Origin of the sequence: Pseudomonas cichorii (genome assembly GCF_003700275.1) — a bacterium.
Lineage (GTDB): Bacteria > Pseudomonadota > Gammaproteobacteria > Pseudomonadales > Pseudomonadaceae > Aquipseudomonas > Aquipseudomonas cichorii_B.
Genome location: NZ_RBRE01000025.1, coordinates 25,102 through 39,987, shown reverse-complemented (window position 1 = coordinate 39,987; position 14,886 = coordinate 25,102). Strand labels below are relative to the sequence as shown.

The following is a 14,886-nucleotide window of genomic DNA, read 5'->3' as shown; positions in this document are numbered from 1 at the left end:
GCTCTGGAACATCCGGCTGATGAAGCAACACGGCCTGCACTTCCAGATGGACGAACGTGTACCGGGCTATACCCTGCAGGACAGCATGGTCGAGCTGGGTTATGACATCGAATTCCTGTCGCCGCGCAAGATTTTCAGCTATCTGGACCACATCCAGGCAGGCACCGTCTCGGCAGCCGGTGGATATGACACGACACATCGCCGGGTAAAGATGTACAACGACATTCTGCGCCGCATCAACAAGAACAATGCCAACGGGCAAAACGCGCCGACAATGTAATGACTTCCCGACTATTGGAGCGGCAATGACAGCAACACACCACACACTGCCCATTACCCTGGCTCCAGAGCTTGATTTCGACCTGGCGGCCGCTGGCGAGCTGGGTCAATCGCTCACCGACACCTACACCCAGGCAACGCCCTTTGCGCATATCGTCCTTGATGATTTTCTACAGCAAGACCTGATTGCCAGCATCTGCGAGCACTTCCCCGCCGAGCCGACCGACAATGAAATGCTCTATGAGCGTGGCTACAAGGGCCAGCACAAAAGGCAGATCAGCCCCAATGAATGCGATCCGCACCTGAAGAAGATCTTCAACGCGTTCAACTCGGCACCCATGCTGCACTTTCTGGAAAAACTCACCGGCATCGAAGGGCTGATACCCGACCCGTACTTTACCGGCGGCGGCCTGCATGAAACCAAGACCGGCGGTTTTCTCGGGGTGCATTCGGACTTCAGGCTGAACAAGAAGCTCAATGTCGATCGCCGGATCAACGCCATCATTTACCTCAATCCGGACTGGAAAGAGGAATACGGCGGCAACCTGGAGTTGTGGGACGTGGACATGCGGACTTGCCTGAAAAAAGTCCTGCCCGTCTATAACCGCTGCGTGATCTTCAACACCGACGCCGACAGCAACCACGGACACCCCGAGCCGCTGACAACGCCCGAGCACATCACTCGTCGCTCGATTGCGCTTTACTACTACACCGCGTCAAAGGGGCAGGTCGACCCCACGCAAAGAAACAAGACCCACTACAAGCCAAGACCCAAGGACCTCATCAGCCCCAGGTACTACCTGAACAAGCTCATCCGAAAGAAAAACTGAAGATCGGCGGCAGGCCTGGCTCAGAACTGATCGTCTCTCAAATTGGAGAACTGCGAGTTGCGATTCTGCAGCTTGCGCAAGGTCAGCTTGTAGACGCTGGATTTGACCTGGCTGCCCATTGGCGTTTCTTCGAGCAGAATCCGGTTCGAGGCAAAGGCACAACCGGTGTTGAGCATCTTGTACTTGAGCTGGTACAGGCCGGCATCCATCTTGGCGAAGGCGAATATCGCGCCGGCCGGGATGAATGCATGCCGATAGGCATTGCGGCCCACCGCATCGGTGACCTTGGCGTAAACCGCCGACTCGCCACCGGTATTGTCGATGACGATCTGTGACCAGCCATTGTCCTTGCGCAGCGGCATGTCTTTCACATAACCCGCCTTCTGCGGCCATGCAGCGCCCATCGGGTCGGCATCCGGCACCACACATTCAGGCTGCGCCGGATCCACCAGCTTGATCGGATTACCCACCGGCGCATCCACAACAGACGCTGGCGCCGGTTTGACCCAGGTATTCGCCACCGGCAGCGCATCGGTGGGCACATACGCCTTGCCCGCGTTCGGGTCATACCCCATCCAGACACCGGCACCGCAGAAGATCATGAACACCAGCGCCCAGCGCAGCAGACTGCGCCGACGCTTACGCCCGAACGACCAGGCTGACGGACGGGCCTGGGCTTTAGGCTCTGCATCCCCCGGAGCCGCACGAGACGCCGATGGCGCAGGCCGAGGCCGGGTTGCCGGAGCGGCTGCAGCATAGGCGTTGGCAGCCCGCGCACCGGCCGTCTGCAACTGCCGACTCCGCAGATAGGCATCCCTAGCCCTCTGTTCTTCATAAGCGAGCTGCGCGTCATAGGCCGCACGCTTTGCAGGATCAGCCAATACATCATGAGATGCATTGAGAATGCCCATCTGGTCTGATGCGTCGGGAGCCGGGTTCCTGTCTGGATGCAGCTGCTGAGCCAGCTTGCGATAGGCCTTCTTGATCTGTTCAGGAGAGGCATCGCGAGGGATCTTCAGCTGCTCATAATGGGTAAGGGTTCTCTGCATATCTCTTGCAATCCATGGCGACATGCCATTTAACAAGCTATATATCGGCAAGAGTTCCTCTTACATCAGTCCCGTGTGACCAACACACAAACTGAAATGCCCGGATCCTTGGACCCGGGCATTTTTGAAACATCAGTTCAGATTACTTTTCAGACAACCCCGAGCAACGGTTTACCGCACTACCGTGGCGAGGCCTCGATCCCTCGAATATCAACGACAATCCTTGTCCTTTTGACTGAAAAGCCAACAACCCTTTCCGTTACTGCAAGTGGTCCGGGCCGTTGAAAATAAGCTTATGCAAGCCATCCTCTCCTCGCAAACGGGGGTAAAAGGCAAGATCGAGTGCCCACGAAAAACTCGCCCAGATTGCCAGTATCAGCCAAGTGACTGATTCAAAAGCCAAGATCAAAAAATCCGCATACCAGACCGCCATCAGCCGCTCGTCAACACACCCAAGCCAACACCCAAACACCCCGCTTTCAACAGCACCGTCCAGCCGCATCACCCAAAAAGCGAAGAACCCGCCTACACGCCACACAGCAGCCTTCCTGCATTCCGGCCATACGCCATATCGCCGTGCGCATTTTTTCAACCGAATCAGACAGCTAGGCTTTACAAGCGCGCCAGACTCTATATACTCACCGCCCATTACGCCGGTATAGCTCAGTTGGTAGAGCAACTGACTTGTAATCAGTAGGTCCCGGGTTCGACTCCTGGTGCCGGCACCATACATCAAGGCCCCGCAATGCGGGGCCTTGGCGTTTCTGAAGCATACGTTTCTCTTCCCTGTGGACCTACTGCTGTCCACAAAGTGTCCACAACGCTTAGACTTCAGAAAGCTGGTTCAAAACATATTGAGTCTCTGCCGGTGACAAATCGATAGTCTGAGTGCCAGCTGGTATGGGCACCAGAACCAACCATGAACCACTTTCCCAATCATTACTCTTTGCCTCCAGGTACTGAATACGGTCTGAATTCACATACCTTTTCTTCCCGCCCACGCTCTCGACATGTACAAATTTGCTCATAGAAATTTTCCTTGTTCATTCGCTTAGTGAGTGAATCTTGAAAAGTGGGTTCAAACGAACCACCTCAGCCAAATGGCCTGGGCTGAAATGTGCGTATTTCATAGTCATGACCAGTGATGCATGTCCCAACACCCGCTGTAACGTCAGGATATCCCCGCCATTCATCATGTAATGGCTTGCGAAGGTGTGTCGGAGCACGTGGGTCAGTTGGCCAGCAGGTAAATCCAGCTTTACCGCGTCAACAGAGTCACCAAACTTCTTGTAGCAATCCCCAAAGGGCAATGCAGCCTTGATCCTGGCTTGCAAGTCATCATCGATCGGAACCACACGATTTTTTGAGGATTTGGTGCGGGTGAAGTGAACCCTGTTATCACGTACCTGGCGAGCGGTAAGCGCTTCGGCCTCTGACCATCGAGCACCTGTAGCCAAGCAAATGCGTGCCACAACCGCTGCCGCTGTCGAACGCTTATCGAGATCAGCCAACAGAGCAGTGATTTGCTCAACCGTCAGATAGGCCATCTCCGTTTCATCGAACTTCAGGGCACGGACTTTAGCGAGTGGGTTTTCCGCACTCCACTCACCAAGTCGATCCAGCTCATTGAACACCGCCCGAAGGTAGGCCAGCTCGTGGTTCAGCGTGTTCGCACTGACAGCTTTGGCCTCACCACCTTTTTTCTTGCCGCTCCCAATTGTTTCTCGCGTGAACTTACCGGCCAACCTGTCGGCTCGATACTGAGTAAAGTGGGTCGTAGTGAAGTCTGCTGCGTAGGGATCCCCCATCCGCTCAGCCATTGAGTTTAAAGCTCGGAGCCGTTCTTCCCCTCGCTTCAGGGTACGGCCATGAGAGTTGAACCAAAGAGTAATCAAGGCAGTTAGTCGCCGCTCGTCACGTTTCGGTTTTCTCTCAAACTCTCCCCTCGCTCCATCCCCCATGATTCGGTTCTGAAAAACCAAAGCCTCGTTCTTGGCTCTGAATTTTTTACGTACACGTGGGCCATCACGCCCCTCTGGTCGGCAATCCACCAACCATTCGCCATTCTCTAGTTTTTTGATCGTCATGGCTTTACTGGGCTGACCTGCAGACAATCAAAAACATCAGAATCAGTAGCAACCAACCAAAGCGCGTATTTCTTGAAACGTGGGTGATTGGCGACTTTGAGAAAAGGTTGCAACCCCATCTCAGTTATCGATGCTTCGTATTTCTTCCAACTGCTAATGCTTATGTCCACCAGTTCGCAGAACTGGGTCTGCGTCAGCCCTTCCTTGGTGCGTATAGCTTTCATCTTTCCTGGCAGATCTAACATGCAATGCACCTCTTGACAGGTTCCATAATTGGAACCATCATGGTTCCAAGTGTGGAACTTTCTTCCCGTATATTCGTCAGAGGTTAACAGAATGCAGATCACTGTAGACACGCCATACATGACCGTCAGCGAGCTGGCGCGCCGCTCAGGGCAGTCAGACACATCCATCAGAAAAGAGATCGAACTAGGCCACTTCCTCATTCGCCCAAAAGCCGCAGGATCTAAATCGGCCGTCCTGGTAAACATGGTCTATCTCGCAATGGAGGCGGCTGAACAGGCAGAGCTCGTTCGCAACAAAAAACCCATCCAGCAAGCCGGCAACGTTTAAGGAGCCGGCATGCAATTCGAGGACATCTACCGTCTGGAAGTCGTGACTGCTCTGGAGAGTGATCACGACCTGGACTTCAAGGACATCGGCGACAAGTACCTGCAAAAGGGCGTTTGCCCTCGGTGCGGCGAGCGAACGCTTTACATCGCCCGTAAGCAGCCCTATCAGCTCAAGTGCAACCGGCTGAATGAATGCCGGTTTGAGGAAAAAACCCGGGAGCGTTACAGCTATCTGTTTGAAAACCTGAGCGAGCGCTTCCCACGTACAGAACTGAACCCCAACGCCACGGCCGACGCCTATCTGCAGCGTAATCGTGGCTTTGACATCAGCAAGATGAAGGGCTGGTACGAGCAGGCCCGACGCAAGGTGGCAGATGGTCAGTGGGCAGATACGGTCCGCTTCCCTCTTTGCGACGGCTACTGGGAGCGCATCATTGACGCGACCATGGTCAAGGCCAATGACGGCGACAAGGCCGGCATCAAATGGAAGATGTCTTACAAGGGCGGCGCGTGGGTGCCGCCGAATATGACGATAGAGCAAGGCGATACCATTTACGTCGTGGAAGGTATTTTCCATGCCATCGCACTGTTCCTATCCGGCTACAAGGCCATAGCGTCTATCTCAGCGAACAACTTTCCTTGGGATATCGTCGAGGCGAACAAAGGCAAGAACGTCCGCTGGATCATTGCGCTGGATGACGACGCCGCCGGTCACGCCGTCATTCCGAAATACCGCCGCCAGTTACACGCCCAAAACGAAAAAGCCTGGGTCGCCCTCGCCGGCGCAGATCGAGACTGGGACGACGTATTCCGCGATGGCCAGTTGAACGACGACTTCATGCTGGAAGCCTGTTACCAGGGTCGTTTGTTCGTGGCAGTCAGCGCAACAAAAAAGGCTTTCCTGCTGTACTTGAAACGGCCTCGCAGCTTCTTTCTGGTGGACTTTGAGAACCGCTTGTACTCGGCCAAGATCAATACAGACGAGCTGAACAAGGACCTGGACGGCGACACAGTGAACGGTCACTGGCCAAAGTTTGAAAAGCACTGTGACCTCAAGCAAGTGGCCAATTGCGTCCCCCACTTTGAATACATTCAGCGCGATGCGCTCAGTGGTGACCAACAGTTTTTCTTCCAATTCAACTTTCCCAACACGGCACAGAACTGCAAGGAGCCGCTGGCTCCGAACTCCATCGGGGATCCTCGCAGCTTTGCCAAATCGCTTTTGGAGCGCACGCCTGGCGGCAACTTTGAAGGCGGCGAAAAGGTGTTGGCCATGTTGCGCAGCAAGTGGCTGGACAATGCCCTGGTTGTCCGGACACTGCCTTTCGTCGGCTACGACGCGGCAAGCAAGACGTATTGCTATCAGAAGTTCGGCTATCACAATGGCCGCGAGTATTTGGCCAACAAACATGGTTACCTGGAGGTTGGCAAAACCGGCCTGAAAACGTCCCTCAATAGCCTGGTGATTGTCCGCGGATCCGCTTTCGACCCGAGCTGGTTTTCGGATTTCCTTGCCGTACACCACTTGAACGGCCTTGCAGCATTGTCGTGGTGGACCGCCACCCTGTTTGCACAGCAGATCCGCACCAAACAGGAATCTTGGCCGTTCCTGGAGCTGACCGGCGATGCTGGTGCAGGCAAGTCCAGCTTGCTGCGCTTCCTTTGGCGCTTACTCGGTCGTTCCAACTATGAAGGCATTAAGCCCAACAGCGACGGTGCAAGTGCCATTGGCCTGACCCGCGCACTGTCTCAAGTCAGCAATCTGCCGGTCGTACTGATCGAGTCCGACAGCCAAACCGTCGACGCCCAGGGCCGCACCGTAGTAAGCCAATACAACTGGGAAAAGTGGAAAACGCTGTTTGACCACAACGCGACCCTGCGCACCGTAGGTGTGAAGACATCCAGCAACGACACCGACAGCCTGATCTTTCTCGCGACGTTATGCATTGCTCAGAACGCAAGCGTTGAGGGCACTGAAGCGATTCTGACCCGAATCAGCCATTTCCACGCTACCAGGGCACATCACACCCCTGCCCTGAAAGTTCTGGCGATGCGCCTGAACGCTATGCCTGTCGAACAGTTGGCTGGCTATCTGGGGCATTGCATCGGGCAAGAGTCAGCCTGGCTCCAGCGTTACTTCGACGCTTTTGCGGAGTACGAGCAACGCCTGCAAGCGAATCCAGTGCTCCAACACCAACGAATTGTGTTGTGTCATGCACAGATGATGGCAGCAGCAAAAGCCACCCAAGCGCTGTTTCCTGACTGGGGCACCGACGCCCTGGAACAAGTCATCAAGCACATAGAACAGCGCGCCATTGATCGTCAGCAGCGTGTCAGCACTGAGAACCCAACAGCCGGGCGCTTCTGGCAGATCTACCACTATTTAAACGAAAGAGTGGTGACCATCATCGATGCGCATGGTGAGCGCGATGTCATTCAAGAAACGCTCAACCACAGCGCCGACAAAGACCTTATCGCCATCAATATCGAGCACTTCCACAACGCTTGCCGTCTTGCTGGTCAAGAGGTCATCCACGCAACCCAACTACATCGTGCGCTACCACTCAGCAGCTCACATACCTTCATCGAGACACGCAAACTCCGATCGGTGATTGAGAAACGCTCACTCAACTGCTGGCTGTTCCGGAAAGGGGGCAAGTCGTGATGATCGAGCTGTGGGCCAGAGGGCGTGTGTGGGGGCATATCCATGTTTTTAGAAGAATGCGCGTGTGGCCCCTCATGAGGCGGAACATCTGGAACATAAATATCTATAAGAAAAATATCTATAAAAAACAGATAGATAAGCAACAAGCCTCAGTCCCCTACTGCCGGAACACACTGGAACACACCGGAACAACTTTCCATTCGCTGTTCCAGAGATGTTCCACCACCGGCATTTGCCGGAACACCTCTGTAGCCCTTGTAGATCAAGGCTTACAGAGAAATTGGCTTAAAAGCTGTTCCGGTATGTTCCGGCTTTGGGTCCCAAGCCCCCATTCGGCTGAAAGCCCCGTAAACCGTGGCTTTTCGACCATCAGCTTTTAATTGTTCCGGATGTTCCGGGGTACAGACGGGCACACGCGACATTTTTTCGCACATCACCTGATTCAAGCAGCAAAACAAGGAGCAACACCATGCAAGTACAAGTCATCACCGGCGATAGATACACAGGCAAAACCAGACGACTACGTGCGATCCAAGCCGAACTCAAAGCCCAGGGAGTCGAGGCCCACATTCTCGTCGGCGAGCAATGCACCACCCCATTTTTCGTCAACCAGATCACCGAGAAGGCCATGGCCGGTGCCAAGCAATTCCTGGCTGACGACTGCACTCATTTCCAGATCAGGGCTGCGATGGAGTTGAAGGCAAAAGGCATTCACTCGGGCATCCCCTCTGACTTCGTGGCTCACCTTGTTTGCCGGGCTTAAGGAGCGACCATGAACCAATCAATCGTCAACGCTATGGCAAAAGCCCTGGCATACGAACAGCAGCGGCCCGCCATTGTCATGGCAGGTGTTCAGGCTCTTAACCGGTTAATACCCATTGCCCTCAATGACACAGGGCAAAGCCGAATTGTTGGGCGCTTCCTGCTCGGGCTCTACAACGGCGAAGACTTTCCCTTTGTCCTGAGCGATCTGCGGGGCTTGGACATGCCCTTGTTCCAGGACTGCATGCTGGTGCTGCTGATGGACTACTGCCCGGAGCTGGAGGTTCATGAGCGAGTGGAAGGCGGGGGAACGATCTGGCAGTGGCTAATGGAGCGCTGGGCACCAGAGGTCGTGGACGAATGATCATCTACTACAGCGTAAACGGGGAGCCCATGAGCCTGAGCCTGCCCGATGGCTTTATAGATCGGTGCCGCCCGCTGGACCTGGCAGAAATAACTGCTGGGGACTTCTGGCGCAATCGGGTGCCGGAACCGTCCTGCCTGGTTCACCTGAGTGACGTGGAAGGTCGTGATCTTGGAGTGTTTGAAGTTCGGCGCGAAATGCGCCCGGTATTCACGGCCAGCCCAGTGCGGGAAGCCTGAATGAAACGGTGTCGAGGAGTTGCAGCTCCTCGGCACCAACCACTACAGAGGAGCAACACCATGCAAACACAGCGCCTGAGTAACAGTGATGCAGAGGCTACCACATCCCAAGCACAGGAAGCCTGCGAACCAGCACGCCGCCTTCTGGCGATTCAGCTCGTCGGTACTGCCCTGTTCGACTACCAGATCAGTAAATCCCAGGATTCAAAGGCTCGCGTCGAAAGCCTTACCACCCAGGCGCAGTTGCTGGGCGACCTGACGGCAAGTGATGCCGCCATCGTTGCAGAGCTGCTGGCCAAACCAATCAACCCACTTTCACCCCATCTATACGAGGTAAAAACCCATGGCTGATTCCAGAGAGCAAGACAAGTTCGTCCTTCGCCTACCTGATGGCTTACGTCCACGAATCGCTGCTGAAGCATCCGAGAACCATCGCAGCATGAACAGTGAAATCATCTTTCGACTGGAGCGCTCGGAGATCTTGCAGAAACTCCAGGAGGAACAGAGCAAGGTCATCACCCAGTTGCTGGTGCGTATTGACGAGTTGGAGAGTCGGCAACCGCCAATCGAACCCGCCAAGGAGCGCGCAGCATGTTGATCGATGGACAAATGATCGCGGTGAATGACGACCAGGAGCGTGGTGCTCGCGAGCAGATGGGGCTACCGAGCGGCTTTTTCTTGGCAGAGGCTACCTGCCTTCTGATGCACGACACGGGGAACGGCCAGATTCAAATCCCTTTGCCGCCAGGCTATGTGGTAGCCGCATTTGAATCGACTGAGGGGAAGAGGCGTTACGGTGTGGTCAAAATAGAAGGACTGAGGAATAACTTGTAACATTTTAGCGGCTAAAATTTTCTCATGGCGCTAAGCATTAAGGGGCACTTCGGTGCCCTTTTTATTTGATCACGTTTTTTTGAAAGCCCCTGCCGGTCCCTTTCGACAAACAAACCATAAAAACACTATTGTTTTAACGCACAAATCCAAAGCACCGCCCTACTGAAAAAAACACTTCAACTACCAAAGACCATCAGCGAAAACCATCGCTACCATCATTGCAGCTCAACATCCCGCTTATCTATAGCGCGTCCCCGGACAAATAAAACACGCCCTTACTGCCCGCCACATGCACATTCACGTTTTATCCCCGGACATGCAATAGAACAATATTGAATGCATATGAAAACGATATCCAAACCATATCTTTTGCGTCATAGCGTCATAGCATCATAATTACGAATCACTAGCCCTCCCTTACCAAACCGCCCCCCCTGCATGCAACTAGAATCGCTATGGTAAAACTCTAGATCCCTAAACCTGCAAAACCTGCAAATATGCAAGATTTAAAAATATGCATGTTAAAAAACATGATGCCCCCTACCCCCTAAGGTCCTAGCACGGAAAACCTTGTGTCATCAGCCCTCAAGGAAAATAATTTTTAAGTCACCCACTTTTTCAGCGCTATAAAAAAATAGTTGACTATACAAAAAGCCACTATCAAACTTGTTCCCCATCGAGAGCAACGAAACATGGAGCTTCCAATGGGATGCGTTAAAAAAGACTTACCCGGGTTCCCCCAAGAACTTGCCGAAGAGCTGGAAGAGATACACTACCAACAGGCAATGTTTATAGATGTTGCGACAAATAGGGTTTCGTTTTCAGAGGCCGGGCATATCGGATTTGTATCGCTGGGGATTACTACTTCACAGCGCTTGAAAGATTTCCGAGACAAATTGCAACATTACATAGATGGCTGCGCACCCAGCTGATCCAACAGTTCTACTTGCTGCGCTCGACTCATATCTCTCAAACGATCAAATACAAGCCGGTCTACAGTACTGGCTGACGGACTGAGTGTGTGGGAAAAGGTCAGATTAGTTACCCAGGTGTGACCACAGACTGGCGATGAACACTGGCAGTAAAGCTTCGCGAACTCCTTCGTAAGATCATCCCGCGAAGCGATCCGACCTTTACTGCCACACTCTTTGCAATAGACTCGCATTACTCCTACTCCCCCCAACGTTTCCTAATAGACACTATTTTGCCACAGCCGTAGTGGCACTTCTCTAGTGGCACATCGTTGATAACGCCACGTATCAAACCGCTGCAGAAGGCTGTGGTGGCTCCCTCCAACTGAAACGCCGGTCTTCGCGTAGTACCTCGTTAGCCTGGTCAAATAGCTGGCAGATCGGACGTATCTCGTTGCTGGTGTACACCCGATCAATCTTCTCGATGTCACCGAAACCACCGCTGTTCTCAGGAATGATGCCGGCCAAAGCTGGGTTCATTCGCCATGCCGCGATCACATCGTTACGGGTGATGTTCTTCACTTTCTCCAGCTCGTCGCGAGCCTGGAAGTCACCGACCGGGATGATCTTGATCGAGTTTTCATTGCCGTTCGGAATGTTCACGAACATGGATCTGAAGTTGCCAACACCCTTGGCTCCGCTGATCTGGGCTTTCAGCTCTTCTTCGTCCTTCTCGGTCAGATCGGGGTCGTTGGTGTAGAAAATGAAGCCGGCGTGAGCACCGTTGCTGTAGTACCTACGCCGGAACAGGGTTGCGGCTTCGTTGAGTAACAGCGCCTGCATGCCGCCCAGGTAATCCGGAATGCCGTAGATGTTCTGTTCCACGTCGTAATCCATGATGTGGATGATCTCGTCGGCCTCGAACCACTCCTCCTTGCTGTCGGGCAGGAGCATCACGAACCTGCCATCGACACCCACACGCATGTTTATCGCCGGCAGGTGACGAAGCTCCAGGATCTGGCCGAAAGCGTTCGGCACCGCGTAGAAATAGGCCTCACCGAACACCATGTAATCCAAGGCTGCACACCCCATGGTGTGGGTGCTGCAGCCCTCTGACGGGATGAAGTCGCGTAGCAGCAGGTTGCGTTTGAACTTGGGGATAGCGCCGTGGTGTGCGTTTGCACGCAACAGCTTGGCCAGGCCGCTCCTGGACACCGGCGGCTTGTAGATCTTGCCGTCATCGCTCGGGAACACGCCCAGGTATTCACTGATGTTGCCGGTCAGAACCTGCTCGGGCTCACCGAAGGTAAACATCCGCGTCGGTTGTCGTGAGCGAATGGACGGCTCAGGCGGTGCCGTTGGGGCCTTGGAGGGCAGAGGGTTGGAAGTCCTGGATTCGTTGATGTTCATGGGTCAGCTCATGACATAGCGGCTACGCCGCGTCTTGTTGGTGTTCAGGGGTTCGTGCTGCAGCGCATGCATGACTGCCCAGGCGATATCGGCGTGGCCTGTGGCGTCCGTGCGGGAGGCGCTGTAAGTGATCTGGCCACCGTTGGTGGTGCCCTTCTTGACCGTGAGGAACGCGGCCGCAATGTCATTCCAGCCCGCGTCCCATTGGATCCGTCCCGAACTGATGACGTCCTGGGCTTTCAGCACCAATGTGGTTTTGGCTTCCAGGCTGTAATGGATCGATGTCGCACGGGGATAGAAGTCTTTCACCATGTCGTACACACCAATACCCACGCCGGTGGTATCGATGCCGATGTGCTGGACATTGAAGCGCTGTGTCAGCTTGCGGATCTCCTCCGCTTGATAGGTGAACGACTTGTTCTTCCAGGAATACTTCTCCAGGATCCGGAACTTGCCCCCAGGCTGGTCTGGCGGCGCAATGACCACACAACTGGCATCGTCACGGGTACGGCTTGGGTCGTAGCCGATCCACACCGGTGCATTGCCAAACGGTCGTTCAAGTGAAGGGTCGTAGTCGTCCCACAGTGAAAGGTCGCTGTAACAGCGCTCCAGGCTCGACAGGGAGAACACCGACTGGGTGCTGTCGATGAACTTGCACATGAACAGTTGCTGAAAGGCCTCTTCGTCATACTCCAGGAGCAGTTGATCGAGGTCGAACAGATTGCAGCCACCGTTGATGGCATCGTAAAGGGTGATGGTCTTGCGCCACTGACCGTCCGGGCATAAGGCACCTTGCTGGTAAGCCTCTGGCGCTGGCCAGATCCCGTCACCGGCGCTCTTGCGCTTGCTGTTGCGAAACGCTGAGCCGGTCCAGAACGGGTACGCCTGGTGGGTAACAGCGCTGGGAGTTGAAAAGTAGGTACGCCGCCATTTCTTGTGAGCCGCCATGGCTGATGCGACCGTACTGAGTTTCTGGAAGTCCTTGATCCAGAAGTATTCGTCGACATAGACATGGCCATGATGCCCTTGGGCGGTGCTGCTGTTGGTGCTGAGAAAGCGCAGCTCGGCCCAGGGTTGGCCATCCTTGCTCAGTACGATGGGATTGCCCTTCAGCTCCAGGCCAAACCACTCGGCGGCGAACGTGACGATGTAGCTGCGGAAAATCTCGGACTGCGCCCTGGATGCCGACAGAAAGACCTGATTGTCACCGGTCAACACCGCATCCATGAACGCTTCGCCGGCGAAATAGTAGGTAGCCCCTACCTGCCGCGACTTGAGAACGTTGCGGATCCGCGCTGTCAGGGGGTTGAGCTTGGCGGCGTACAGCTCCTTTTGGTACCCGAACATCTTGCTGATGAACTTGTCCAGAAAGTCCACCTCGGTCAGGCCCGACACATCGTTCTTTGCCGGCTTTTCCTTCGGTTTATTGCCTTCCCGCTTACGTCGCTCCCCGCGCTCACGCCTCGGCTGGTCGTCGGGTGGCCCACCTTTATCGCTCACGTCTGCCGGCATCATCGCCGGTTTGGCTGTTTGCTTGGCCAGGCGCTCGCGCAGGGCCGTAAGCCGGTCCAGCTCGTCCAGCTCGCCCTTGGTCAGCGTGTCCGTTTTTTCCAGGAGCAGCGTGATACGCCGACTGCACGCGGTAAGCGGCTCCTCGTCGGTCAGCATGTCTTCCCAGCCACCTTGCCGGATCCAGTAGTAGACGATCCGGATGTTCGGGAGGTTGAGCTGCGCCTGAATCTCCCGCGCCTTATAACGGCGCAGGAACATCCTTTTGGCGGCTTCTTTTACTTCGGTTGAGTAGTACATGGGGGCGAGTCTATGCCCCGAAAATGCATAAAACGTCCTGAAAAATTCCTCGTTTCTCCTATAAATCGAAAATAGGAGAAACGAGGAATCAAACCGTTTGTTGGGGGGATTTTGGGTGCATATGGTGGGACCTCTTCCACCACAACCGAGCGTTGCACCGATGCCCCGATCTCTCGTCTCTTATTGGAAACGTGTCGCCACCAGCGGCCCGACCTGCGATGGCCGGGAGATCTTGCCGCAGCACCTGCGTGAAATGGCAGAGACGTATACCCCTGTCACCTACACCGCCGTTATCTGGTGCGACCACGAACGTTGGCCAGGCTCGCACGGCACCGTCTATGCGCTGCGCCTGATCGAGGACGCCGAGGACCTGCAGCCTGGCCAAGTCGCGCTGGAAGCCCAGCTCAAGCCGAACGACAAGCTGCTCTGGCTCAATGACCAGGGCGAGAAGCTGTTCACTTCCGTCGAAATCACCCCGAATTTTGCCAATACCGGCAAGGCCTATCTGACCGGCCTGGCGGTGACCGACGAACCGGCAAGCCTGGGCACCCAGGAGCTGTATTTCTCCAAGCGCACCAGCAAGGCCGCGTACTTCGCTGCATCCGTGGAGCTGGGCGCTTTGGGCGAGGATAAGCCAAAAGGTGAAGCCGGCATGTTTGAAGCCATGTTCACCCGCCTGTTTCAGCGCTTCGGTCTGACGGACTCGGAAGACACCACCCCCACTACTGAGAGCAAACCCGAAATGGATGAAGCTACCGCAACAGGGCTCAAGGCTCTGCGTGACCAACTAATGGTCATTCTGGCCGGCCTGGACGCCGTTATTGAAACCGCTGCCGCCGATGCCCCGGAGCCTGATGCGTCGCTCATCGAGCCGACCCAGCAGGCTGTCGACGATATCGTCAGCGCCGCCGAAAAAGACGCCGAGTTCCGCCGTAATGGCCGCGTGAACAAGTCCCTGATTCAAGCCTTCAACAAGCTGCAAGGCGACCTCGACGCCCTGAAAAACGCGCCGGTGAGCCGCGTTCTGCAGCGCAACGCTGGCCCGGTCGGCACCCCGCAGAAGAAGACCCTCTGA

18 protein-coding genes, 1 tRNA gene and 2 pseudogenes are annotated in these 14,886 nt (G+C 55.0%); 13 read left to right on the top strand and 8 right to left on the bottom strand.

Annotated features, from left to right (window positions below; all coding sequences use genetic code 11):
- Both ALQ04_RS06150 and ALQ04_RS06145 read left to right on the top strand, forming a co-directional pair.
- Positions 1-280, top strand: a pseudogene (locus ALQ04_RS06150) (glycosyltransferase); the annotation flags it as partial.
- Positions 281-305: 25 nt separating this feature from the next.
- Positions 306-1,109, top strand: a complete 804-nt coding sequence (locus ALQ04_RS06145; protein ID WP_122314942.1) for a 2OG-Fe(II) oxygenase — start codon at positions 306-308, stop codon at positions 1,107-1,109.
- Between the two features lie 20 nt (positions 1,110-1,129).
- Here the strand turns inward: ALQ04_RS06145 and ALQ04_RS06140 are convergent, their stop codons facing one another.
- A complete protein-coding gene (locus tag ALQ04_RS06140; RefSeq protein WP_122314941.1) occupies positions 1,130-2,158 on the bottom strand; it encodes a J domain-containing protein in 1,029 nt (342 codons plus the stop codon).
- Between the two features lie 259 nt (positions 2,159-2,417).
- Positions 2,418-2,696 carry a hypothetical protein gene (locus ALQ04_RS06135; protein ID WP_122314940.1) on the bottom strand — a complete coding sequence of 93 codons (279 nt, stop codon included), beginning with the start codon at positions 2,694-2,696 and terminating at the stop codon, positions 2,418-2,420.
- Between the two features lie 114 nt (positions 2,697-2,810).
- Between ALQ04_RS06135 and ALQ04_RS06130 the strand changes: the two genes are divergently transcribed.
- Positions 2,811-2,886, top strand: a tRNA-Thr gene (locus ALQ04_RS06130).
- Between the two features lie 96 nt (positions 2,887-2,982).
- On the opposite strand, the gene ALQ04_RS06125 is transcribed toward ALQ04_RS06130, so the two are convergent.
- From ALQ04_RS06125 to ALQ04_RS06115, 3 genes are read right to left on the bottom strand one after another with little or no spacing between them, the layout of a single operon-like run.
- Complete coding sequence (locus ALQ04_RS06125; RefSeq protein WP_122314939.1) at positions 2,983-3,186, bottom strand: hypothetical protein; 204 nt, start codon at positions 3,184-3,186, stop codon at positions 2,983-2,985.
- Positions 3,187-3,201: 15 nt separating this feature from the next.
- Entirely contained in the window at positions 3,202-4,245 is a 1,044-nt protein-coding gene (locus ALQ04_RS06120; RefSeq protein ID WP_122314938.1) for a tyrosine-type recombinase/integrase, read from the bottom strand.
- Entirely contained in the window at positions 4,242-4,490 is a 249-nt protein-coding gene (locus tag ALQ04_RS06115) for a DNA-binding transcriptional regulator (RefSeq protein WP_122314937.1), read from the bottom strand. The genes ALQ04_RS06120 and ALQ04_RS06115 overlap by 4 nt, the downstream gene beginning before the upstream one ends.
- 91 nt (positions 4,491-4,581) lie before the next feature.
- On the opposite strand from ALQ04_RS06115, the gene ALQ04_RS06110 reads away from it, so the two are divergent.
- The 9 genes from ALQ04_RS06110 (at position 4,582) to ALQ04_RS26865 (ending at position 10,613) form a co-directional block, all read left to right on the top strand.
- Positions 4,582-4,818, top strand: a complete 237-nt coding sequence (locus ALQ04_RS06110; protein ID WP_122314936.1) for a hypothetical protein — start codon at positions 4,582-4,584, stop codon at positions 4,816-4,818.
- Between the two features lie 9 nt (positions 4,819-4,827).
- On the top strand, positions 4,828-7,482 hold the full coding sequence (locus ALQ04_RS06105) for a toprim domain-containing protein (protein WP_122314935.1): 2,655 nt from the start codon (positions 4,828-4,830) through the stop codon (positions 7,480-7,482).
- A 469-nt stretch (positions 7,483-7,951) separates the two neighbouring features.
- The gene (locus tag ALQ04_RS06100) at positions 7,952-8,245 is read left to right on the top strand and encodes a hypothetical protein (protein WP_122314934.1); all 294 of its coding nucleotides are present in this window, start codon (positions 7,952-7,954) and stop codon (positions 8,243-8,245) included.
- A gap of 9 nt (positions 8,246-8,254) precedes the next feature.
- Entirely contained in the window at positions 8,255-8,608 is a 354-nt protein-coding gene (locus ALQ04_RS06095) for a hypothetical protein (RefSeq protein ID WP_122314933.1), read from the top strand.
- A 29-nt stretch (positions 8,609-8,637) separates the two neighbouring features.
- Positions 8,638-8,847, top strand: a complete 210-nt coding sequence (locus ALQ04_RS06090) for a hypothetical protein (RefSeq protein ID WP_147466569.1) — start codon at positions 8,638-8,640, stop codon at positions 8,845-8,847.
- A gap of 60 nt (positions 8,848-8,907) precedes the next feature.
- On the top strand, positions 8,908-9,198 hold the full coding sequence (locus ALQ04_RS06085) for a hypothetical protein (protein WP_122314931.1): 291 nt from the start codon (positions 8,908-8,910) through the stop codon (positions 9,196-9,198).
- A complete protein-coding gene (locus ALQ04_RS27470) occupies positions 9,191-9,445 on the top strand; it encodes an Arc family DNA-binding protein (RefSeq protein WP_122314930.1) in 255 nt (84 codons plus the stop codon). Before ALQ04_RS06085 ends, ALQ04_RS27470 begins: the two co-directional genes overlap by 8 nt.
- Positions 9,439-9,681: a hypothetical protein gene (locus tag ALQ04_RS06075; protein WP_122314929.1), complete on the top strand. Its 243-nt coding sequence runs from the start codon at positions 9,439-9,441 to the stop codon at positions 9,679-9,681. The genes ALQ04_RS27470 and ALQ04_RS06075 overlap by 7 nt, the downstream gene beginning before the upstream one ends.
- 692 nt (positions 9,682-10,373) lie before the next feature.
- On the top strand, positions 10,374-10,613 hold the full coding sequence (locus ALQ04_RS26865; RefSeq protein WP_183142119.1) for a hypothetical protein: 240 nt from the start codon (positions 10,374-10,376) through the stop codon (positions 10,611-10,613).
- Here ALQ04_RS26865 and ALQ04_RS06070 read toward each other — a convergent pair.
- The 3 genes and pseudogenes from ALQ04_RS06070 to ALQ04_RS06060 form a co-directional block, all read right to left on the bottom strand.
- Entirely contained in the window at positions 10,586-10,846 is a 261-nt protein-coding gene (locus ALQ04_RS06070) for an ogr/Delta-like zinc finger family protein (RefSeq protein ID WP_122314928.1), read from the bottom strand. The genes ALQ04_RS26865 and ALQ04_RS06070 overlap by 28 nt on opposite strands.
- 94 nt (positions 10,847-10,940) lie before the next feature.
- On the bottom strand, positions 10,941-11,906 hold the full coding sequence (locus tag ALQ04_RS06065) for a phage portal protein (RefSeq protein ID WP_122314927.1): 966 nt from the start codon (positions 11,904-11,906) through the stop codon (positions 10,941-10,943).
- Between the two features lie 102 nt (positions 11,907-12,008).
- Positions 12,009-13,811 (bottom strand): annotated as a pseudogene (locus tag ALQ04_RS06060) (terminase large subunit domain-containing protein); the annotation flags it as partial.
- Positions 13,812-13,971: 160 nt separating this feature from the next.
- Between ALQ04_RS06060 and ALQ04_RS06055 the strand changes: the two are divergent.
- Positions 13,972-14,886 (top strand): GPO family capsid scaffolding protein, encoded by a 915-nt coding sequence (locus ALQ04_RS06055; protein WP_122314926.1) that lies wholly within the window; start codon positions 13,972-13,974, stop codon positions 14,884-14,886.